Origin of the sequence: Nonomuraea sp. NPDC050680 (genome assembly GCF_040654555.1) — a bacterium.
Taxonomy (GTDB): Bacteria; Actinomycetota; Actinomycetes; order Streptosporangiales; family Streptosporangiaceae; genus Nonomuraea.
Genome location: NZ_JBFAIF010000010.1, coordinates 1 through 19010, shown reverse-complemented (window position 1 = coordinate 19010; position 19010 = coordinate 1). Strand labels below are relative to the sequence as shown.

At 68.5% G+C, this 19010-nt stretch carries 20 protein-coding genes and 1 pseudogene; 7 read left to right on the top strand and 14 right to left on the bottom strand.

Going from position 1 to position 19010, the window contains the following annotated elements:
• The first annotated feature begins 418 nt into the window (after positions 1-418).
• The gene (locus AB0H88_RS29555) at positions 419-643 is read left to right on the top strand and encodes an NUDIX domain-containing protein (protein ID WP_357650047.1); all 225 of its coding nucleotides are present in this window, start codon (positions 419-421) and stop codon (positions 641-643) included.
• The gene (locus AB0H88_RS29550) at positions 640-1185 is read left to right on the top strand and encodes an ATP-binding protein (RefSeq protein ID WP_357650045.1); all 546 of its coding nucleotides are present in this window, start codon (positions 640-642) and stop codon (positions 1183-1185) included. Before AB0H88_RS29555 ends, AB0H88_RS29550 begins: the two co-directional genes overlap by 4 nt.
• A 20-nt stretch (positions 1186-1205) precedes the next feature.
• On the opposite strand, the gene AB0H88_RS29545 is transcribed toward AB0H88_RS29550, so the two are convergent.
• Both AB0H88_RS29545 and AB0H88_RS29540 read right to left on the bottom strand, forming a co-directional pair.
• A complete protein-coding gene (locus tag AB0H88_RS29545) occupies positions 1206-1799 on the bottom strand; it encodes a TetR/AcrR family transcriptional regulator (protein ID WP_357650043.1) in 594 nt (197 codons plus the stop codon).
• A 58-nt stretch (positions 1800-1857) separates the two neighbouring features.
• Positions 1858-2217, bottom strand: coding sequence for a DoxX family protein (locus tag AB0H88_RS29540; RefSeq protein WP_357650041.1), 360 nt, complete (start codon positions 2215-2217; stop codon positions 1858-1860).
• Positions 2218-2526: 309 nt separating this feature from the next.
• On the opposite strand from AB0H88_RS29540, the gene AB0H88_RS29535 reads away from it, so the two are divergent.
• Entirely contained in the window at positions 2527-4053 is a 1527-nt protein-coding gene (locus AB0H88_RS29535; RefSeq protein WP_357650039.1) for an OmpA family protein, read from the top strand.
• A 220-nt stretch (positions 4054-4273) separates the two neighbouring features.
• On the opposite strand, the gene AB0H88_RS29530 is transcribed toward AB0H88_RS29535, so the two are convergent.
• From AB0H88_RS29530 to AB0H88_RS29520, 3 genes are read right to left on the bottom strand one after another with little or no spacing between them, the layout of a single operon-like run.
• Entirely contained in the window at positions 4274-4804 is a 531-nt protein-coding gene (locus tag AB0H88_RS29530) for a hypothetical protein (protein WP_357650036.1), read from the bottom strand.
• Positions 4801-6291: a HAMP domain-containing sensor histidine kinase gene (locus AB0H88_RS29525; RefSeq protein WP_357650029.1), complete on the bottom strand. Its 1491-nt coding sequence runs from the start codon at positions 6289-6291 to the stop codon at positions 4801-4803. Before AB0H88_RS29525 ends, AB0H88_RS29530 begins: the two co-directional genes overlap by 4 nt.
• Positions 6292-6298: 7 nt before the next feature.
• On the bottom strand, positions 6299-6973 hold the full coding sequence (locus tag AB0H88_RS29520; protein WP_357650027.1) for a response regulator transcription factor: 675 nt from the start codon (positions 6971-6973) through the stop codon (positions 6299-6301).
• Positions 6974-7162: 189 nt separating this feature from the next.
• On the opposite strand from AB0H88_RS29520, the gene vanY-N reads away from it, so the two are divergent.
• The 3 genes from vanY-N to AB0H88_RS29505 all read left to right on the top strand — a co-directional run bounded on the left by vanY-N (position 7163) and on the right by AB0H88_RS29505 (position 9123).
• Entirely contained in the window at positions 7163-7735 is a 573-nt protein-coding gene (vanY-N, locus tag AB0H88_RS29515) for a D,D-peptidase/D,D-carboxypeptidase VanY-N (RefSeq protein ID WP_357650025.1), read from the top strand.
• Between the two features lie 123 nt (positions 7736-7858).
• Positions 7859-8473 carry a class I SAM-dependent methyltransferase gene (locus tag AB0H88_RS29510; protein WP_357650023.1) on the top strand — a complete coding sequence of 205 codons (615 nt, stop codon included), beginning with the start codon at positions 7859-7861 and terminating at the stop codon, positions 8471-8473.
• 332 nt (positions 8474-8805) lie between these two features.
• Positions 8806-9123, top strand: coding sequence for a hypothetical protein (locus AB0H88_RS29505; RefSeq protein ID WP_357650021.1), 318 nt, complete (start codon positions 8806-8808; stop codon positions 9121-9123).
• Positions 9124-9336: 213 nt separating this feature from the next.
• Here AB0H88_RS29505 and AB0H88_RS29500 read toward each other — a convergent pair whose 3' ends face one another.
• Both AB0H88_RS29500 and AB0H88_RS29495 read right to left on the bottom strand, forming a co-directional pair.
• Positions 9337-10488, bottom strand: a complete 1152-nt coding sequence (locus AB0H88_RS29500; RefSeq protein ID WP_357650019.1) for a hypothetical protein — start codon at positions 10486-10488, stop codon at positions 9337-9339.
• Between the two features lie 198 nt (positions 10489-10686).
• On the bottom strand, positions 10687-11427 hold the full coding sequence (locus AB0H88_RS29495) for an SDR family oxidoreductase (protein ID WP_357650017.1): 741 nt from the start codon (positions 11425-11427) through the stop codon (positions 10687-10689).
• Positions 11428-11524: 97 nt separating this feature from the next.
• Between AB0H88_RS29495 and AB0H88_RS29490 the strand changes: the two genes are divergently transcribed.
• Complete coding sequence (locus AB0H88_RS29490) at positions 11525-12088, top strand: TetR/AcrR family transcriptional regulator (RefSeq protein ID WP_357650015.1); 564 nt, start codon at positions 11525-11527, stop codon at positions 12086-12088.
• A 60-nt stretch (positions 12089-12148) separates the two neighbouring features.
• Here AB0H88_RS29490 and AB0H88_RS29485 read toward each other — a convergent pair.
• From AB0H88_RS29485 to AB0H88_RS29455, 7 genes and pseudogenes are all read right to left on the bottom strand, one after another.
• A pseudogene (locus tag AB0H88_RS29485) lies at positions 12149-12988 on the bottom strand (ROK family protein).
• 55 nt (positions 12989-13043) lie between these two features.
• Positions 13044-13532, bottom strand: coding sequence for a helix-turn-helix domain-containing protein (locus tag AB0H88_RS29480; protein WP_357650012.1), 489 nt, complete (start codon positions 13530-13532; stop codon positions 13044-13046).
• Positions 13533-13636: 104 nt separating this feature from the next.
• Positions 13637-14386 (bottom strand): universal stress protein, encoded by a 750-nt coding sequence (locus AB0H88_RS29475; protein ID WP_357650009.1) that lies wholly within the window; start codon positions 14384-14386, stop codon positions 13637-13639.
• Positions 14383-16905, bottom strand: a complete 2523-nt coding sequence (locus AB0H88_RS29470; RefSeq protein ID WP_357650005.1) for a cation-transporting P-type ATPase — start codon at positions 16903-16905, stop codon at positions 14383-14385. Before AB0H88_RS29470 ends, AB0H88_RS29475 begins: the two co-directional genes overlap by 4 nt.
• A gap of 163 nt (positions 16906-17068) precedes the next feature.
• A complete protein-coding gene (locus tag AB0H88_RS29465; RefSeq protein WP_357650003.1) occupies positions 17069-17380 on the bottom strand; it encodes a PLD nuclease N-terminal domain-containing protein in 312 nt (103 codons plus the stop codon).
• Between the two features lie 148 nt (positions 17381-17528).
• Positions 17529-18185, bottom strand: a complete 657-nt coding sequence (locus tag AB0H88_RS29460) for a CBS domain-containing protein (RefSeq protein WP_357650001.1) — start codon at positions 18183-18185, stop codon at positions 17529-17531.
• Between the two features lie 145 nt (positions 18186-18330).
• The coding region (locus AB0H88_RS29455) for a universal stress protein (protein WP_357649999.1) at positions 18331-19010 on the bottom strand (680 nt) is incomplete at its 5' end.

Here is a 19010-nt window from a genome sequence, read left to right as displayed (position 1 = left end):
AATCGAATTGTCTACATATGTAGATGAAATTCACTTATGTGCACGGGAGTCAGTAAAGACTGGTGTTGATCGGGGTGTCAAGAGCAGAGAGCCCATGATCCGTCGCGGTCCGTCACGTCCGGAGGTAGTCCCGGGAACCATCCCGGTGACGTTCACGGTCATGCTGATGGGGACGTCATCCACGCCCAGTGGCGGGTCAGTCACTCCCGAGGGGCGGTCCTCGGGCGTCCACGCCACGATCTGCGTCCTGCTGCTGGCGAGCCTCGGATAGACCTGACGCCGCGCCGCCTTCCCGGCCCATGGCACTATCTGGCGCCGCCGCCACCCACCTGGTCAGCAATCGCTCACGCACGGTGACGAGTGTCGGAGACGGGACGCGCCTTGTCCGCGGCAGATCCGCATGGGTCAGAATGTGCCGATGACGATCTCCGCTGACGACTCCGGTCCGGTCCGGATTGTGACGGCCGTCCTTCGCGACGGCGATCGGGTGTTGCTGTGTCATCGAAGCGCCGGACGCCGTTGGTATCCCGACGTGTGGGACCTGCCGGGCGGTCATGTTGAGGAGGGGGAGGATCCGAATCAGACCCTTGTCCGCGAGCTTCAGGAGGAGTTGGGAATCACGGCATCGGAGACGTCCGCATGATCATCTGGCTGAATGGAACCTTCGGCGCAGGCAAAACAACCACCGCCGCGGAACTCGTCCATATCGTGCCGAAGGCGACGATTTTTGATGCCGAGCAAGTCGGTCTCATGTTGCGTCACGTGCAGGGCCTGCCGCGGCTCGGCGACTTCCAGCACTGGCCCCCTTGGCGAGGACTGGTCGTCCAGACGGCCACCCACCTGTTGGACTATCTCGGTGGAGTGCTCGTCATCCCCCAGACGGTCCTGATCGAGAAGTACTGGACGGAGATTCGTACTGGCCTGGATAGGGCTGGCATTCCCCTTCAGCACTTCCTGCTGCACACCGACCGTGACACCCTTGCCCACCGCATCGAGACCGACCCCATCGAGACCGGCGCACGGCAGTGGCGGCTGGAGCACCTTCCGCAATATCAGAAAGCCCTTCCCTGGCTGCGGCGCGAAGCCCACGTAGTCGACACCTCCGCTGTTCTTCCGAAGCAGGTGGCCGAGGTCGTCGCGACGAAGGCGGGGGCTGGAGACGCGCGCACACGTTCAGACAGTTGATCTTCGGCTGGGTACTGCCATTACGGTGGCGGCGTCGTGCCATCCCGTGTCTGAGCGGGGCTATCCGGTACGAGTGGTAGGAGGATCTCATAGAGGTCGCGAAGCCGGTCAGCGTCGACCGGGGGAAAGACGACAGTTGCTCCAACCGCAAGCAGGTAGGGCAACAGGGCCGCCGTCCGGGCCTCCTCGTCACTGGCGACGGCTGATCGCCACACCCGCTGGAGCGCGGACAGTCTGGCCTCGTCAAGGCGAGTCTGCACGGCACGCACATCCACGTCCCATGTCGCCCACGCCCGCAATGCGACGTCGAGTTCTGGACGATAGAGTCCGGTGCCTCCGGGGCGAACGAGTTCTGTCATCCGTGCGAGGATTGCACGGGCACCAGCCGATTCCCCGACCTCGGCAATTGCATTCTCGAGCGTTTCTATCGATAGCTTCTCGAAATGGGCGAGAAGCGCTTTCTTGAATCCCTCGGCGCCATCGAAGTGATGGTGGAACGACCCTTTCGACAGGTTAAGTCGAGCGGCAAGCAGGTCGATTCGAATCCTTGCCGCACCTTCTTCTGCGAGGACCTTCAGGCCTTCGTTCAGCCACCGCTCTCGTGCCGTGCTCATCCGCCAAACATACCATCGGGTATGGAGCGGTCCGCGCTCGCCGATGCGCATGCGAGTTTCATGCGATGAAGCTGTAGAAGCCGACCGCGATGCAGATCAGCAGCATGGCGGTGGCGTTGAGGAAGAGGTTGCGGCCGAAGTCTCGGGCCGCGATGTGCATCACGATGGCGACCATGAAGTAGAGGACGAGCGCAGCACAGGTCACGGCGCCGAGATACGGCAGCCAGATGCCCAGGATCAGACCGGCCGCGGCGGCGAACTTCAGTGGCGGCATGATCCACCAGTAACGTCGCGGCCAGTTCACGTTTTCGAAGCACTGGGCGATGAACGGAACGGGCTTGATGCACATGACGGCGTCACCGGCCTGGATGATCGCTAGGACGATAACCGGCCAAACCGGATCGGGCAATGCTGACATGTCTCTCCTTTGGCAACGAACTGCTCATTAGCAGCGTACTATACCGTATGGTATGGCCAGTGGGGATGGGCCAGCCGCGTCGGCACCGGCGTAGGTGATCTTGTTCTCAGCGGCCTTCTCGTGGCTGACCAGGCAACGGATGGGCAAGGCGCCCGTTCTGACGCCTATGAGGAGAAAGAGGTCTGCGTGACACGATCGACTGTGCGCGTTCGGGAGAGGAAGAGTGCGCGGCGCAGAGTGGCGCAGTCAGCCGCAACGCTGATGCCGGCGGCAACGCTGATGCGCGCCGAAGCCAATCGGATCCTGGCCTTGAGCGCCGTACTCACGTTGGCAGCGGCCGGGTGCGGAGTGCTGCCGACGAAGGAAGCCGCGCCCCCGGCCGCCACCACCACGCCTCCATCGAACGCCCCGACCACCAACGCGCCCCCCGCCACGGCCACGGCCACGGCCACGGGTCAAGACACCCGACCAGCCCTGGCCGAAACCCGCGGCACCGAGACCCCGAACCTCAAGGTCGAGGTCGTCGGCCTCAACCGCGTCAAGGCCAAACACCTCATCGCCCAGATCCGCCTGTCCAACACCGGCACCGACGAGAAGCTGCCCTGGTCCGCCGACATGGGCGACCGCACCCGCCCCCTCGGCGCGATGGAGTGGGCCTCCGGCATCGGCATCCTCGACGCGCAAGCCCGCACCTGGATCCTGCCCTACAAACCCGCCGACTCCCCCTGCCTGTGCACCGACCAGAAACGCGACGGCCTCGACCACTTCATCGACCCCGGCCAATCGATCACCCTCTACGCGGTACTGCCCGCACCCTCCGGCAACCCCGCCACGACCACCGTCCTCACCCCCGTGGCCCCGCCGATGCTCAACGTCCCCATCAGCGACCAACCCCCCACCGGCGACTTCCCCGACCCCGACACCGAACCCGTCACCCCGATCACCCGCCGCCTCATCCTCCCCTCCGAATCCCTCGACAAATCCGAGGAAACCGCCGACGACGGCAAAGACCTCCAGGTCAACCTCTCCTCCGACGTGCTCTTCGCCATCGACAAAGCCACCCTCACCACCCAAGCCAAATCGATCATGACCCGCACCGCCGAACTCATCGACGCCTCCCCCGCCACCGTCGTGACCGTGGCCGGCCACGCCGACTCCACCGGCAACAACGCCATCAACGACCCCCTGTCACTACGCCGCGCCCAAGCCGTACAACGCGCCCTGACGGCACTCCTGACCAGAGACGGGATCCGCTTCCAAGCCAACGGATACGGCTCCCGCCGCCCCCTCTACGACAACGACAGCGACGAAGGCAAACGCCGCAACCGCCGCGTCACCATCACCTTCCCCAAACCCCAACCCCCCGCCCAGCAACCGACGACCACCACCTCCCCCGGCGCCACCGGCCTGACCGCCACCACCAAGGCCGACGGCCAGCCCATCACCATGCAGATCGCCGGCCTGCGCCGACTACCCGGCGGCCTCGGCCTGCTCACCTACACCATCACCAACAAAGGCTCGGCCGAGACCTGGTTCAACGACCTCCACCACGCCCAGGACTGGGAGGCCTACAAATACCAGGCCGCAAGCAACCTCCACCTGACCGACGTCACCGCCCGCCGCCAATACCGGCCCGCCCGCCTGCAAGTCCCCACCGACAACGGCATGGACTACTACTGCGCCTGCACCGACGTCTCCGGCGTCCGCATCGGCACCGAGAAATTCGCCCCCGGCCAGACCCGCGAGTTCTGGAACCTCTTCGCCCTGCCCGACACCACCGACACCCTCAACGTCAAGATCGGCCCGTTCCGCGACCTCCAGGTCCCCATCCAGTAGCGGCATCCGGGGATTACCGCCCAGCCATCCCTCGCATATGGAGGCCCGGCGGCCGATCCCAAGAGATCGGCCAAGCCCGACAAAGACGCAGTCATGACAGTTTTGAGGTTGGTCGCAGGGACTTGAGCGCGGTGGACCCCCGGGTCGGGGAGGAGTTCACCCCGAACAGGACGGCTGCCACAGCCGGATCAACGTCGGCCTATCTGGGCACCCGGAAATGCTACCCACCGCCGCCGACGTCCACCTGTGGTGGACCTGGCTGCTGTGATCCCGGGCAGCTCCGGGGTCCGACGCCCTGCCCAGCACCGGCGACTGTGACCTGGCCAGGGCTTTCCGGCCCCGTGACGGTGGCGGCCGTGCACACGATCTGCGCGACGGCCAATGTGGACAGTTCGCCGATCGGAGTGGACAGGGTCACCACCAAGGGGCGGCCCGGCTCGGCGGTTACCGAGAACGGGCCGGCTTCGAACGGGACGTCGGTGGTGAATCCGTCCGCCTGTTCCCTCGCGGTGGGTCCATCTGCCAGCAGCGCGAGCCTGTCCGTTATCAACAGTCGGCCACCGGGCCGCGTTACCGCGCTGAGTCGGCCGTTCTTGACCAGGTAGAGGGTGATCGTCGGGGTTCGTTCAACGCGCCCGCTGGGCGGGGCACCGACGGAGATGGCGTCGCTGGGTCGCACGCCGCAGCCGGCCACGGCGACGAGCGATACGAGGCCCGCGGCGAGCACGCGGCAGGCGAGTCCGGTCCTCATTCGGGGCCTCCCGTGTTGATCTGCCCGTCCTGATCGTGCGCCCGGCGTGGCAGGCGCAGCGTGAAGATGGCGCCGCCGTCCGGAGCGTTGGTGACGGTGAGGTCGCCTCGGTGCAGGCGCGCGTTCTCCCGCGCGATGGCGAGGCCGAGGCCGCTGCCCTCAGACCTGGCCCGGGCCGCGTTGGCCTTGTAGAACCGGTCGAACACGTGCGGCAGCACCGCTTCGTCCAGCCCCGGTCCGCGGTCGCGGACCTCGAGAGCGATCCAGTGCGGGTCGGCGGAAAGCCGTACCGACACCGGTGGCTCGCCGTGCCGCAGGGCGTTGCCGACCAGGTTCGCGAGGATGACGTCCACTCGGCGCGGGTCCAGCCGTGCCGTCACCGCTGGTGGAAGCTCAGTGTGCACCTTTTCCGACCAGCCCCTCGTACGCAGGGTCGCGCACACCAGCTCGGCCACGTCGATCTCGTTCAGCGCGAGGGCCGCGACGCCGGAGTCGAACCTGCTGATCTCGATGAGGTCGTTCACCAGCCCGGTGAGGTTGAGCGTCTCCTGGCTGACCAGCCTGGCGGCCCGGCCGGCCGGCTCGGGCAGCCCCGCCGCCTCCTCGTCGAGGACGTCGGCGACCGCGGTGAGCGCGGCCAGCGGGGTGCGCAGCTCGTGGGACACATCGGCCACGAACCGGCGGGCGTCGGCCTCCATCTCGCGCAGCTGCTTGACGTGCCGTTCCAGCTCCGCAGCGGTGTTGTTGAACGTGCGTGCCACGTCGGCCAGTTCATCGGAGCCGCTGACCGCGATCCTGGTCCGCAGCTCGCCCTCGCCCAGCAGGCGTGCCGCCCGACCGAGCTCGCGCACCGGGCGCAGCACGCCACGGGTGGCCAGTAACGCCAGGACGACCGCGAACGCCAGGGCCGCCCCGCCGGTGAGCCAGGCGCGTACGGCGAGCCCGTCGATGCTGCGCTGTTCGGCAAGCAGGCTGCGCGCGGCGTAGACCTCGATGCCGGACACCCGCGTCGTCCGGTCCGGCTCGGTGATCAGCAACGGCGCGCCGATGATCAGCCAGGGCACGTCCTGCCGCACCACGCGTTGCCAGGCGATCTCGCCGCCGGCCACCACCCGCCGCAACTCTGGGGAAATCACCCCGAGATCCAAGGCCAGCACCGTCCCGCCCGGCCTCCAGCCTCCCGGCGGGGCGACCGGCGAGTGCTTCTCGCGGTAGATGGCGACCGCGAACTCCACGCTGTTCTGGTCGGGCACGGCGGCGGCGATGTCGTCGAGCTCGTCCGGGCCCGGCGCAGGACTCCGCAACGGGTAGAGCGCCTCCAGGCGGCTTCTCATCGTCTGCACTGTGGCATCCTGGGCGCGCTGCAGGATTTCGTTGCGGGCCTGGACGTAGATCCCGCCGGCCACCGCCGCCGCGGTGACCACACACAGCAGGGCGAACGCGAACAACAGCCGGGTACGCAGCCCCGGGCTCGGCCGAGGTGTCACCGGCGGCTCACACCGGCCCGAACCGGTACCCGAACCCACGCACCGTCTGCACGTAGACGGGTGCCGCCGAGTCGTCCTCGATCTTCGCGCGCAACCGCTGCACGCACGCGTCCACGAGACGCGAGTCGCCGAAATACCCCTGCTCCCACACCGACTCCAGCAGCTGCTGGCGGCTGTGCACCCGGCCCGGCGTCCCGGAGAGCTCGAGCAGCAGGCGCAGCTCGGTCGGGGCCAGGCTGACCGGCACGCCGCGGTTGACGACCACCAGCCCGGCCCGATCGATGGTCAGGTCCCCGTGCCGTTCCAGCTCCGCCTGGTCCCGGCCGATTCGCCGGAGCACCGCGCGAATGCGTGCCTCGAGCACCCTGGGCTGCACCGGCTTGACCACGTAGTCGTCGGCGCCCGCCTCCAACCCGGCCACCACGTCAATGTCGTCGCCGCGCGCGGTCAGCATGATGATCGGTACCTCACCTACGGCCCGGATGCGGCGGCAGACCTCGAACCCGTCCATGCCAGGCAACATCAGATCGAGTACGACGACATCGGGAAGGTCCATACGCAGCCAGTCCAGCCCCTGTTCGCCGGACTCCACCCCGCGCACCCGGTGCCCATGCCGGGACAGGGCCAGCTCAAGGCCCTCCCGCACGGCCGGGTCATCCTCGATCAACAACACTCGCGACACGCCGCCGAGTTTCACCGCACGCTCCGTAACTCGCCCGCCGGTCAACACCATCCACTGTCGGCCAGCCGTGTCCCCGCCTCGTCAGCGCCGTGTCATGGTTGTGTCACGGTTGCGCCGACGGTTGCGCCGTCGACAAACGGTGACATGCGGCGGACAGCGTACGCACATTCGGCGCCAATCGTAGTCGCCATGAACGAACCACGCACCATCCCACCTCGGCCCCGAGATCGGCTGTTCGCCGCGGTCACGCTGGTGCTGGCCGTGCTCCTGCTGCCGGTGGCGTTCGTCCGTCATCCCGGCCGCGCCCGCGAATGGGCCTGCCGCTGGGCGTTACGGATGCGATTCCCCGCCGAGGACCTCACCGGGCTCACCGACGGCGCCATGGCGGCGTTCACCGCGGCGCGCACCAAGGCGCTCTGGCGTCACGGCCAGCTCATCGGCCTCACCTCGGGTTACCGCGATCCCCTTGTCCAACAACGGATGTTCGACGAGGAGGTGCGCCGCTCCGGCTCCCCGGTGGTAGCACGCATGCTCGTGCTACCACCCGCGGAATCCTGCCACGTCAAGGGCATCGCCCTGGACGTACGCCCCCACGAAGGCGCCCGCTGGCTCGAGGAACACGGCGCCCGCTACGACCTCTACCGCATCTACGACAACGAGTGGTGGCACTTCGAGTACCGCCCGGACCGCGGCGGCGTACCACCACGACGACGACCCCACCCCGGCCTGGGCCACGTCATCGAGAACGGGAACCAGACGTAGCCCGGGCCCGGGCAACCACTACGGCTTGCTCCTGATCGGGGTGCCGGTCCGGGCGAAGGCCCCCATTGGGGCGCCGGACGACACGACCGGCCGAGACGTTGCCCTGCCCCTACAATGACCCGAATGCGCCAGGCCGACCCAAAGCCCTACTGGAACACCAATGTCGCCCGGCACCCGGGCATTCTCCGCGCCGTACCCGAGGGGTGCGGCGACGCGCTGGACGTCGGTTGCGGGGACGGCCTGCTCGCGCGCAAGCTGACCGTACGGGCGAAGCGCGTCACCGGCATCGACAACTCGCGACAGATGATCGCCCGCGCCCGCGAACTCGCCACCGGCTACCAGGATCTCACCTTCGTCGAGGGTGACTTCCTTACCGCTGACCTCCCCGCCGCGGGCTACGACTTCATCTGCTCGGTGTCCACGATCCACCACATGAACTTCGAGGCCGCCCTCACCCGCATGCGCCAGATGCTGCGCCCCGGCGGCACACTGGTGGTGGTCGGCCTGGCCCGCGAGACGACCCCGGCAGACTGGGCAACGATGATCGCGGCTGCCCCCATCGTGCGGATCACCAAGGTGCTGCGCCGGGCGCAAGCTCCGGCGGGGATGCCGGTCGCCGACCCACAGATGAGCTACGGGCAGGTCCGGGCTGCGGCGCGGCGGCTGCTGCCCGGCGCGCGCTATCGCCGGCATGTGCTGCGCCGGTACTCACTGACCTGGGAAAAACCCGCCCGCTAGCTGTGGTGTCCGGAAACGCGCCGAAAGCCGGCGACCACACGATCGAGCAAGAGCACTTGCGAAACCCTTGGCTTTCTTGGACGAGCACGACGCCGCCGGGCCTGTCAGTTCGTCACTCAAGATTCTCCGCACCAGGTCAGAGCCCAGGCTTGAGGATGATCTGCTGTCACAGGACAGCCTTTCCCGATGACCATCCCGAGCACCTCGTCCGCGTGCAGGACGGTCCCGTTCTCGCCTTGACCGCTCCTCACGATCTTGGCACCATGCCCCGCATGAGTGTCGGCCTCATCATCGCGATGCCCCTCCGTCAGTGGGGACTCATCGACGCGTGCATGGACAACGACGCCAGCGTCGAAACAGTGAACGGCGATCGCCGCCGGGCCGACCTCGCGCGCAGCATCCGAAGGGCTGGATGGGATCAGATCGCCCACTGGACACCCGGCGTTCCCGGCTCCGGCTCGTGGCCGCCGCCGGACAAGATCGTGAACCCCAAACTCACCATCGCCCAATGGCTGCTCACGGTCGACGTCCTCGAGCGCTGGGCCGCATCAGGTGACCAGGTGGGACATCACAACACAGCCGCTCAAGAACGCGAGCTCCGATATCTGATCATCTCTCGGCTTCAAGCGCACGGCGTTCAAGCTCACTGAGAGGCCCCGCAACGACTCGCCAACAGGAGGAACCAAGGCGATGGAGCAAGTACCGCTTTACGCACTGCTCATCCAAAGTGCGGCGGCTGTGGCGCTCCCGCCCGGAAGGGCTCTCCAGAGACCGGTGGCCGATCGCGGCCTCGCTGCTCTTCGGAGCCGGTGTGGATCACGAAGAGCAGCGAGTGGTCCGGCGGGCGTCACACGGGAAGAGGCTCAGCCCGTGTAGTCGGTGGCCTGTGTCTGGCCGGTCGGCCACAGATACTTGCCGTGGTCGGCCGTCGTATAGGTGCTGTTGTCGTCTCCCGTGCGGGCCTGGATGAGGTTGCGGCGCCAGGTGGAGCCGCGCGCCGAGCCGCCCCAGATGTTGCCGTACAGGAAGCCGTACAGCTGCTCGAGCTCCGCCGAGAAGACGTTGTCGGTGACGGTGATGTTCGTGGCGTTGTTGGTCACGCCTATGGAGAGCGCGTAACCCCAGCCGGAGACGTAGTTGTTCGTGACCGAGATGTGGTCGTACACGCCGCTGCCCTGCAGGGCCAGGGCGTTGGTGTTGCCCACGGAGGCCAGGGTGTTGTGGTCGACGATCATGGGACCGCCGTCGCCCTCGCTCTGCGGGCCTATGCCGTCGTGGTGGTAGACGTCATGCGATGTGTCGGCCATGTCGTGGATGTAGTTGTTCGTCCAGGTCGACGGGCGGCCCGGGAATCCCGTCACCATGATCATGCCCGCGTTGCCCCAGATGTCGTTGTGGTCCATGACGGCCACGGCCTCCTTCATCGTCGTGGCCAGCTGCCAGGACTTGTCGAAGGGCGTACCGGGCTTGGAGTGGGACGACGAGACGGTGCCGTCGTTGCCGGGAGGCATCGCGTAGGAGTTCGGCTTGAACGTCGAGTAGAGGAACTTGATGTTGTTGTCCGAGTAGATCTGGACGAGATTGTCGTTGGGGTTGGTCCCCTCGAACAGACAGCCGACGAACGTGAGGTTGTCGCCGTAGATCAGCACCTTCAAGCCCAGGAAGCGCTTGTAGGAGATGACGCTGTTGTCCGGGAACTCGAGCCTCAGCGCCTTGTCGGCGCTCATGCCCGGCGCGTAGTCGGTGAGCTTGCCCGGGTACGCGCCCAGGCCCAGCCCGCCGGCGTTGGCCGGCGTGTTGGCATAGCCGGTGTTGGAGAAGTCCGGCCAGTAGCCGGAGCCGTCGTTGGGCCGGGCGTCGATGGCGCCGACGACCTCTTCCGCCCCGCGCGTACGCAGGTCGCCGGGGACGACGCTCGTGGAAAGGGAGGCCGCGAGGAAGGCGAGGGCGAGAGCGGCGGAGAGCCAACTCCGCGCGAGCGCGCGGGCTAACGGGGAGCGGCGCCGGTCGTCCATGCCATGGCCATGTGATGTCTTGATCTCGTGCTCCGATACAGTCGGTTACCGACTCGTGCCATCCGGCGGCAGAGGCGGTGCTTCGGCATCAGGTAGTGGTCCGGGAGGCCCCGGGGTTACAGGCGATCTCTCATGATCACACTGTGCAGGACATTCCTCCCGTCGCGCCGGGATTCTGAAAGTTCCGGTCGAACCTTCCTAGCCTTGTACGGTCGGGCGGATGGTGACCTCGCCGATCTCGACGTCCCGGGGCTGTTCGATGGCGAAGGCGACAACGCGGGCGACGGCCTCCGGCGCGATGCCGAACCCGTCCATATTGCGGCGGATCTGCTCGCTGACTTGCGGGTCGTCGATCGAGTCGGTGAGTTCGGTACGGACGAAGCCCGGCGAGATCGCCGTCGTCCGCAGCACGCCATCGGTCGACTCCTGCCGGAGTCCTTCCAGCAGGGTGCGTACGGCGTTCTTCGTCGCCGCGTAGACCGCCTGCGTAGGCACGATCTTCAGGCCCGACGTCGACACCGTGGTCACCAGATGGCCGTGGCCCTGCCGCCGGAATACGGGCAGGGCGGCGGCGATGCCGTACAGCACCCCCCGCAGGTTGACGTCGATCATCGCGTCCCAGCCGTCGACGTCGAGGTCGCTCACCGGTCCGATCCTGGCGATACCGGCATTGCCCACCAGCACGTCAAGCCGGCCGAACTCCGTCACGGCCTGGCCGACGAGTCGTTCGAGGTCTCCGCGCCGGGTGACGTCCGTGGCACAGGTGATGGCACGTCCGCCACGATCGCGGATGTCGCGTGCGAGGTGGTCGAGGCGTTGTGTCCGGCGCGCGCCGAGGACGACCGCCGCGCCGCGCTCGGCGAGCAGGCGTGCCGTGGCCTCACCGATGCCACTGCTCGCTCCGGTGATGGCGACGACCTGGCCATCGATGGCTGTCACAGGAATCCCCTCCAGGTAAAGTGGACACGTGTCCGCTTGGCCTCAAGGTACCGGACACGTGTCCGCTTAGCAAAGTGCTCAGCAAAGTAGGGGAACGATGAGCCCACCCGGGCGCCGAGCCGACGCCGCCGACAACCGCGACCGGATCATTCAGGTCGCACGAGCGGTCATCGCGAACGCGGACGAGATCAAGCTCAATGCGATCGCCAAGCAAGCAGGGGTCGGGCAGGGCACCCTCTATCGCCACTTTCCGACCCGGGAGGCGCTGCTCGTCGAGGTCTACCGGGAGGAGGTCGACGAGTTGGTGGCCGTAGCTCCGGCACTGCTCAACGAGCACGAGCCGCTCACGGCGCTGGCTCGCTGGTTCGACCGGGTCGTCGACTACGCGCAGGTCAAACGCGGGGTGTTCGCCGCCGTCGAAGCGTCGGTGTGGCAGGACCTCGCGGCGCACAGCTTGGGCCCGATCGGTGGCGCGCTGACCACCTTCCTCGACGCCGGCAAGGCCGACGGAACCATCCGTTCCGACATCGACGTCCGCGACGTCATTCTCCTCACCGGCTATCTGACCCGCCTCGAGGAGACCGAGTGGGACGCCCGAGCCCGGCACCTGCTCCACATCGTCCTCGACGGGATACGCCGTCACGAGGGTGGTCCGCGATGACCGCGAAAGCCATGACCAGGCATCCGTAGCTACAGGTGCCCCGCAAACCTCATGCCTCGGCTAGCAGGCGTCCCACTCCCGCCTGGCTGAAGGCCTCCCGGCCGGCCAGCGCGATCGCGCCGAAGATCCCGCGTCGGCGCCGAGCTGGCTCGGCATGATGATGAGCTTGCGCGTCGCCAGCGGCAACGCCTGTTCGTACACCGCGGCGCGGACGCCGGACAGGATCTCGTCCTGCAGCTCGCTTAAGGGGCCGCCGATCACCAGCGTGCGCGGATTCAGCGTGTGGATCAGCATCGCCACCACCTCGCCGATGTCGGTGGCCGCCTGGCGGATCCGGTGCAGCGCGCTGGTGTCGCTGTCGGCCACCAGGCGGGCCAGTTCGCGTGAGGCGTGCAGCCGGTCGTCGAACGCGGACGGCGCGATGCCGAGGTCGGCGAGGACCGCGCGATGGCTCGCCACGGCCTCCAGGCAGCCGGTCTTGCCGCATCAGCAGACGACGTCGCGGCGTGTGGGCGCCCGGATGTGCCCGATGTCGCCGGCCGCGCCGTCGGCGCCGCGATGCACCGTGCCGTCGGCCGTCACGATGCCGGCGCCGATACCCGAGGCGACCTTGATGAACAGCAAGGGCGTGTCGGCCATTTCCTGGGTCGCCTCACCCAGGGCCATCAGGTTCACGTCGTTGTCGACCGTGACCGCGGCGCCGAACTGCCCGCGCAGGTAGTCCCCGACGGGGTAGCCGTCCCATCCGGGCATGATCGGCGGGCGTACCGCGCAGCCGCGCTGGAAGTCGACCGCGGCGGCGTGGTGGCCGTCGAGCTGGCGGCGTCCGCACCGGAGCGGGTCGGGCTGCTCGTCCTGTCGTCGACTCCGTGGACCGACTCCCGATTCCGCCGGTCCCACGCCGACGGTCCGGAGGTGGACGAGGCCGTGCGCTCCCCCGGCGGCGACCACCTGCTCACGCTGTGGCGGCTGCGGCAGCCGTACTATCCCGAGCCGGCCACGCGGACACCTTCTCCAGGTAGATCACTTCCAGCCCGTCCAGCACCGCCAGATGGATGGTCTCGCCCGTCGCCTGGTAGAGGTCCTCCATGAAGGGCCGCGCCGCGTCGCGCAGAATCCGCTGGCGCGGCACGCGCTGCCCGATCTCGAACAGGCGCATGCCCAGCCAGTACTCGGAGCCGCGCCGCTCCAGCAGGCCCCATTGCAGCAGTTCCTGGGCCAGCCGGTGGACCGACGCCTTGGCGACGCCGGTGCGGCGGACGATCTCGGACAGCCCGAGGCTCTCGTCATCCGGCCCGAACGCCTCCAGGATCAGCTGTACCTTGCCCAGCACGCTGTTCGCCGAGCCGTCGGGCTCGGCCGTGTAGGCGATCGCCACCGGCTGGGGTTCACCGTCGGCATCGGGGGCGGGGAGGCGAGACGACGACGAGTAGGTAAGGGACATTGGGTGATAATCAGGCCAATGTCTGGTTCGTTCAACGGGCCTGTTCCGGTGAGCGAGACGGCCCCCGCGTAATTCTTGTCAGCGGCCATTCCGGGGAGTCACCACTATCCGTCTTCCGACGAGCGTCCCACAGCTTTATGGCCTGTGCCCATAGAGGTACCCACCACGGCGACCGGGCACGGAGCGTGCTGGAGGAGCGAGCTGATCATTCCGAGATGGTCGGCCCTCTTGCGACCGGCCACGATCAGTGTCGGCGCCTCGTGCGCTTCCTGAACTCTGGAGGTGACGTTCGGATGGCTCTCCTGCCAGGTCCGGGGTTCGGCGGTGGTGGCCAAGGCGAGTCGGCGCAGGTCCGCCTCGCCGGCGGCGAACTCCAGAACTGAGGCGGTCGGTTCCTTGTCGGCGACCACGATCGGCCCCGGATGCGCGAGGGCGGGCAGCGGGCCGGGTCCCCGTACGACGATCACCGGGCATTCGGCGTGCGCGGCGACGTACCGGGCCACCGAGCCCACCAGGGCCCCGGGCAACCCGTGCAGCCCTCGCGAGCCGACCACGACGAGGGCGGCGTCGCTGGACAGTTCGACGAGCCGCTGTGCCGCCGGGCCCTCGTACAGGTCGGTCTCGATGCCGACGACCGAGCTCGTCGAGCGGGCGCAGTCGGCGCCGTGCCACAGCACGTGGTCGGCGGCCTTGCGCAGGTGGTCCTTGGCCTCCTCGTCGGCTTCGCCGTATGGCCACTGCCAGGCGTGGGCGACGGTCAGCGGGAGCTTTCTGAGTTCGGCCTCGTCCAGCGCCCAGTCGAGGGCCTGCACGGAGAAATCCGAGCCGTCGTAGCCGAGCACGATGTGGTTCATGACAGTTGCCTCCTAGCAGGCGACGGCGCCACAACAGATGCTGATCTGGTCGAAGCCGACGGAGAGTCCGCGTCTTCACGCGCGTGCTTTGCCTTCCACGCCTTGTGCGCGGTGTCGGCCAGGATCATGGCGGGAATCGCCAACGCGGCCAGTGCCCATCCCGCGGCAGGTGGGAAGGCGCCGCCGAGCAGGTTCGAGATGGGCGGCAGGCCGAGGAAGGCCAGCAGCAGTACGGCTTCGACGGCGACCGCGCCGAGCAGCAGGGGGTTGGTACGCCAGCGAATGCGCCCGACCCAGCGGGATTCGCTGCGGCAGGCGAAGGCGTTGGCGAGCTGGCCGAGTACGACGGCGGCGAAGGCCGTGCCCGAGGCGGCGGCGAGCAGACCGGGACTCGGAGCAGTGCCGAGGTGCCAGCCGCCGAGCAGCAGGACGCAGATGAACGCGCCCATCTCAGCCATGGCCTGGGCAGGCCCGAGCACGCCGAAGACGCGGAGGAGCAGGCGGCGGTCGATGAGGTTTCCGGCGCGGGCGGGGCCGCGCATGGTGCGTGGGTTGGCCGGTTCGGCGCCCAGGGCGAGGGCGGGCAGCAGATCGGTGCCGATGTCGAGAGCGAGAACCTGCAGCACGGTCAGGGCGAGGGGGATGGTGCCGCCGGACAGCGCCCAGACGGCGAACGGGGTGAGTTCGGCGACGTTGTCGGTCAGGTGGTAGGTGAGGAAGCGGCGCACGTTGGCGTAGGTGGCCCGGCCCAGCTCGACCGCGGCGACGATGGTGGCGAAGTGGTCATCCAGCAGCACCAGGTCGGCGGCCTCGCGGGCGACGTCGGTGCCCGACTTTCCCATCGCGACGCCGATGTCGGCCTCGCGCAGCGCCGGCGCGTCGTTGACGCCGTCACCGGTCATCGCCACCACGTGGCCGCGCCCGCGCAAGGCTCGGGCGATGCGCAGCTTGTCCTCCGGCGTCACGCGGGCGATCACCACGCCGTCCTGGTCGAGCAGCTCGCCCAGGGCGGCGTCGTCGGCGGGCAGCTCGGCGCCGGTGACCACCAGCTCATCCGGGCCGAGCAGCCCGACCTCGGCGGCGATGGCGCGGGCGGTGCGCGGATGGTCACCGGTGAGCATGGCCAGCTTGATCCCGGCGAGGCGGCATTTCCAGATCGCCTCGGCCACATCCTCACGCGGCGGATCGTGCAACCCGACCAGGCCGAGAAATTCCAGCTCCGACTCCTCAGCCGTGTCACCGCGCGCGACGGCGAGCACCCGCAGGCCGTGGTCGCTCATCCGGGCCAGCTCGTCATCGGCCCCGGGTGCGGCCCGGCACAGCGGCAGCACGGCATCCGGTGCGCCTTTCAGGTGCAGCCGGCCGTCCACCAGGACGGAGGCGCGGCGCCGTGCCGGATCGAACGGGAAGCGCCGGCTGACCTGCCCTTCCACGTCAGCACCGAGACGCAGGGCTTCGACGTGCAGGGCCACCTCCATCGGGTCGCCCACGGGCTTGCCGCCGCTGAGGCGGCCGGTGGAACTCAGCACCGCCGTGCGCATGACCTCGGCGGCCGAGCTCGACGGCGCCCACACCTCGGCCACGGTCATCTCGTTACGGGTCAGCGTGCCGGTCTTGTCAGTGCAGATGAACGTGGCCGAGCCGAGCGTCTCGACCGCTTCCAGGTGGCGCACCAGGGCGTTGCGGACGGCCATCCGCTGGGCGGCGCGGGCCAGCGACAGCGTGACGGTGGGCAGCAGCCCTTCGGGCACCAGCGCGACCGTGACGCCGATGGCGAACAGGAAGCCCTGCCCCGGCTCCATCCCGAGCAGCACGGCCAGCCCGAAGAACACCGTGCCGACGCCCACCGCGATGGCGGCGACGACCTTGACGACCTTGCCGAGCTGGACGGCCAGCGGGCTGAGCGGCCTGATCGCCTCCCGGGTGAGCTTGGCGATCGCGGCCAGCCTGGTGCGCGCCCCTGTGGCCACCACGACGGCCTCGGCCTGCCCCTCGACCACGAACGTGCCCGCGTAGGCCTGGTCACCCTCCCGTGGCCGGGCGGGACGGCTCTCCCCGGTCAGCATGGACTCGTTGACGGCCAATCCGTGCACCTCGGCCAGCTCCAGGTCGGCCGAGATCCGATCACCGGCCTCCAGCAGCACGACGTCCCCGATCACCAGCTCAGCCGCTCTGATCAGCACGCGCCTGCCATCTCGCCTGACCACCACGTTGGCCGGGATCAGCTCCCGCAACCGCTGCGTGGCCCGATCGGCGCGATACTCCTGGACGAAGGCGAAGCCTCCATTGAGCACCACGACCACCGCGATCGCCACGGCCAGCTGCGGCATCCCGGCCAACACGGCCAGCGCGGCCGCCCCCCACAAGAGCAGAGCGAAGAAATGCACCATCTCGCGCAGTAGCAACACCACAGGAGAGACGCGGCGAGCCACAGGCAGCGCGTTCGAGCCATCGGCGGCCAGCCGCTCAGCCGCTTCGACGGCGCTGAGCCCGCAACGGGATTGCGACAGGGTGGTCATGACCACCACTCTCCTCGCGGCCCCCTGCGCTGGGCAGGGACTTTGGGCACCAACCCACGGGCCGTCCGGCACTGCCCGTGACGCCCGACCCAACGCCGGCCGCGATCGACCTCTTCATTTTCATCGTCGATCTCCTCTCGGCGGTAGGGCGCGGGCGCGAACCTCACGCTCGTCCGGACCGTGGAGAACCTGCATCGTGCGTCAGCCGGACTGGCTCCGAGCGACTGAGCACGCCGAGCCGGCCCGAAGGCCTCGTGGCGCGCCCGCACCGGGACCGCCGCCCGCACATCAGGTAAGCGATGGGTCCGATCGGCTGGACGAAGATGCCCAGCCACCACAGCTCCTTACGTCCCCGCACCTCCTCCCGCGGCCGGAACCACAGGTCCACCGCCGCCGTCGCGGTCAACGCGAACTCTGCTGACACAGCCACTAACAGCAGGCCCTGCTGCCGCTCGGAGAGCTCGTTCCAGCGCATCGGCCCTGTCCCTTCTCTTTGCATACCTTCACCAGGAGCCTGTCAGGCTCCCTGCCGGTCCACCGGGATGTGCGGGCGGGCGCCGGGCGCGCATGCCAGGTAGCGGCGCAGGATGGGGGCGCGTTGTCCCACCTACCTGATGTCACCCCTACAGCAGCGGCGGGACGGCGATCCGGTCGACCTTGTCGTAGGTCAGTTCGGAGACGACGTCGATCACGCCCTCCACCCGGCGGATCTCTTCCACCAACTGGATGGCTTCGGAGCCGCGAGCCACCCGGCCGCTGAGCCGCACCACACCACCGGCGACGCTGACCGACACCGACGTCAGGTCTCCGATCATGGCCCTGACGTCGCGCTCCAGCTCGCCCGCGGACCGGCTGAAGACACGCAGCACGTCTGACCGGTGCAGAGTGCCGAGGATGCGACCGGTGACCACGTCGATCACCGGCAGTTGCTTGATCCGCTTGTCGTGCATCAGCCGCGCCGCCTCGCGGACCGGGGTTCCCGGTGTCACGGTGATCGCGGGCGTGGTCATGAGCGCCGACGCGGTGACCGCGCCCGCCTTCTCATGCTCCTCGCGCCGTTTGCGGCTCTCGAAGATCGGGGCGCTGTGTCGTACCGGGTCCATCTCTTTGAGCAACAGATCGTCTTCGGAGACGACCCCCACAGGCCGGCCGTCAGCATCGATCACACTGACCGCCCCGAGGGTGAATCGGCGCATCGTGCGCACGATCTCGGCGAACGACGCGTCCTCCCGAACCGCGATGGCGACGTTCCTCATGACGTCCCTGACCTTGATGGACATGGTGGCCTCCTCATCTCTCTCCCGCAACGATGCGCTTTGGGCGGCAAGGGCGGCATGGGCGAACGTCCCTCGTCGCAGAGCCTTTGGTCCCTGCTAGGCGTGGACCACGGGCCGTGGGTCGTCTTCCCCCGTCGGCAAAGGGCCTCTATGCGCGCACCACCGCCACCGGGCAGCGGGCGTGGTGCAGGACGCCGCGGCTGACCGAGCCGAGGAGCAGCGCGCCCGTCGCGCCGTGGCCGTGCGAGCCCACCACCAGCAGGTCGGCTCGGGCGGAGGCGTCGGTCAGGACTTCCACCGGCTGCGCCGGCTGGACGTCCTCGACGACCGTCACCTGCGGATAGTCCTTCTTGAACGTTCCCAGCCGGTCGCTGACGACCTGGTGCTGCGCGCTGCGAACCTCGTCCATGTCGTACGGCACCCCGGCCGCGAACACGTGCACCGGCTGCCAGGCGTGCACCACTCTCAGCGCGGCTCCCCGCAGCTGGGCCTGCCGGAAGGCGTAGGCCAGCGCGGGCTCGCACGCGGGCGAGTCGTCCACGCCGACCACGATCTCCCCGTGCACCGGCTGATGATCGCCACGTACGACCACAACGGGGCAGTCCACGCGGCCCGCCACGTGCGTGCTGACCGAACCCAGCAGCGCGCCGGCGAACTCGCCGAGCCCGCGGCTGCCGAGCACGATCTCGGTCGCACCCTCCGCCTGCTCGCGCAGCACCTCGGCGGGCGCGCCCTCGATGTCCCGCGTCGTGACCTCGACGTCGGGCTGACGCTCGTGAGCCAGGGCCAGCGCTTCACGCAGGATCCGCTGCCCCTCGCGCAGCAGCG

What these genes read in the sequence shown, in the direction of transcription:
- AB0H88_RS29530 (WP_357650036.1), bottom strand. Translation starts at nt 4,804, where the DNA reads ATGAGGACCGGACTCGCCTGCCGCGTGCTCGCCGCGGGCCTCGTATCG.
- AB0H88_RS29555 (WP_357650047.1), top strand. Translation starts at nt 419, where the DNA reads ATGACGATCTCCGCTGACGACTCCGGTCCGGTCCGGATTGTGACGGCC.
- AB0H88_RS29540 (WP_357650041.1), bottom strand. Translation starts at nt 2,217, where the DNA reads ATGTCAGCATTGCCCGATCCGGTTTGGCCGGTTATCGTCCTAGCGATC.
- AB0H88_RS29545 (WP_357650043.1), bottom strand. Translation starts at nt 1,799, where the DNA reads ATGAGCACGGCACGAGAGCGGTGGCTGAACGAAGGCCTGAAGGTCCTC.
- AB0H88_RS29510 (WP_357650023.1), top strand. Translation starts at nt 7,859, where the DNA reads ATGCGCCAGGCCGACCCAAAGCCCTACTGGAACACCAATGTCGCCCGG.
- AB0H88_RS29505 (WP_357650021.1), top strand. Translation starts at nt 8,806, where the DNA reads ATGGACAACGACGCCAGCGTCGAAACAGTGAACGGCGATCGCCGCCGG.
- AB0H88_RS29475 (WP_357650009.1), bottom strand. Translation starts at nt 14,386, where the DNA reads ATGAACCACATCGTGCTCGGCTACGACGGCTCGGATTTCTCCGTGCAG.
- AB0H88_RS29480 (WP_357650012.1), bottom strand. Translation starts at nt 13,532, where the DNA reads ATGTCCCTTACCTACTCGTCGTCGTCTCGCCTCCCCGCCCCCGATGCC.
- AB0H88_RS29490 (WP_357650015.1), top strand. Translation starts at nt 11,525, where the DNA reads ATGAGCCCACCCGGGCGCCGAGCCGACGCCGCCGACAACCGCGACCGG.
- AB0H88_RS29470 (WP_357650005.1), bottom strand. Translation starts at nt 16,905, where the DNA reads ATGACCACCCTGTCGCAATCCCGTTGCGGGCTCAGCGCCGTCGAAGCG.
- AB0H88_RS29465 (WP_357650003.1), bottom strand. Translation starts at nt 17,380, where the DNA reads ATGCGCTGGAACGAGCTCTCCGAGCGGCAGCAGGGCCTGCTGTTAGTG.
- AB0H88_RS29460 (WP_357650001.1), bottom strand. Translation starts at nt 18,185, where the DNA reads ATGTCCATCAAGGTCAGGGACGTCATGAGGAACGTCGCCATCGCGGTT.
- AB0H88_RS29550 (WP_357650045.1), top strand. Translation starts at nt 640, where the DNA reads ATGATCATCTGGCTGAATGGAACCTTCGGCGCAGGCAAAACAACCACC.
- vanY-N (WP_357650025.1), top strand. Translation starts at nt 7,163, where the DNA reads ATGAACGAACCACGCACCATCCCACCTCGGCCCCGAGATCGGCTGTTC.
- AB0H88_RS29500 (WP_357650019.1), bottom strand. Translation starts at nt 10,488, where the DNA reads ATGGACGACCGGCGCCGCTCCCCGTTAGCCCGCGCGCTCGCGCGGAGT.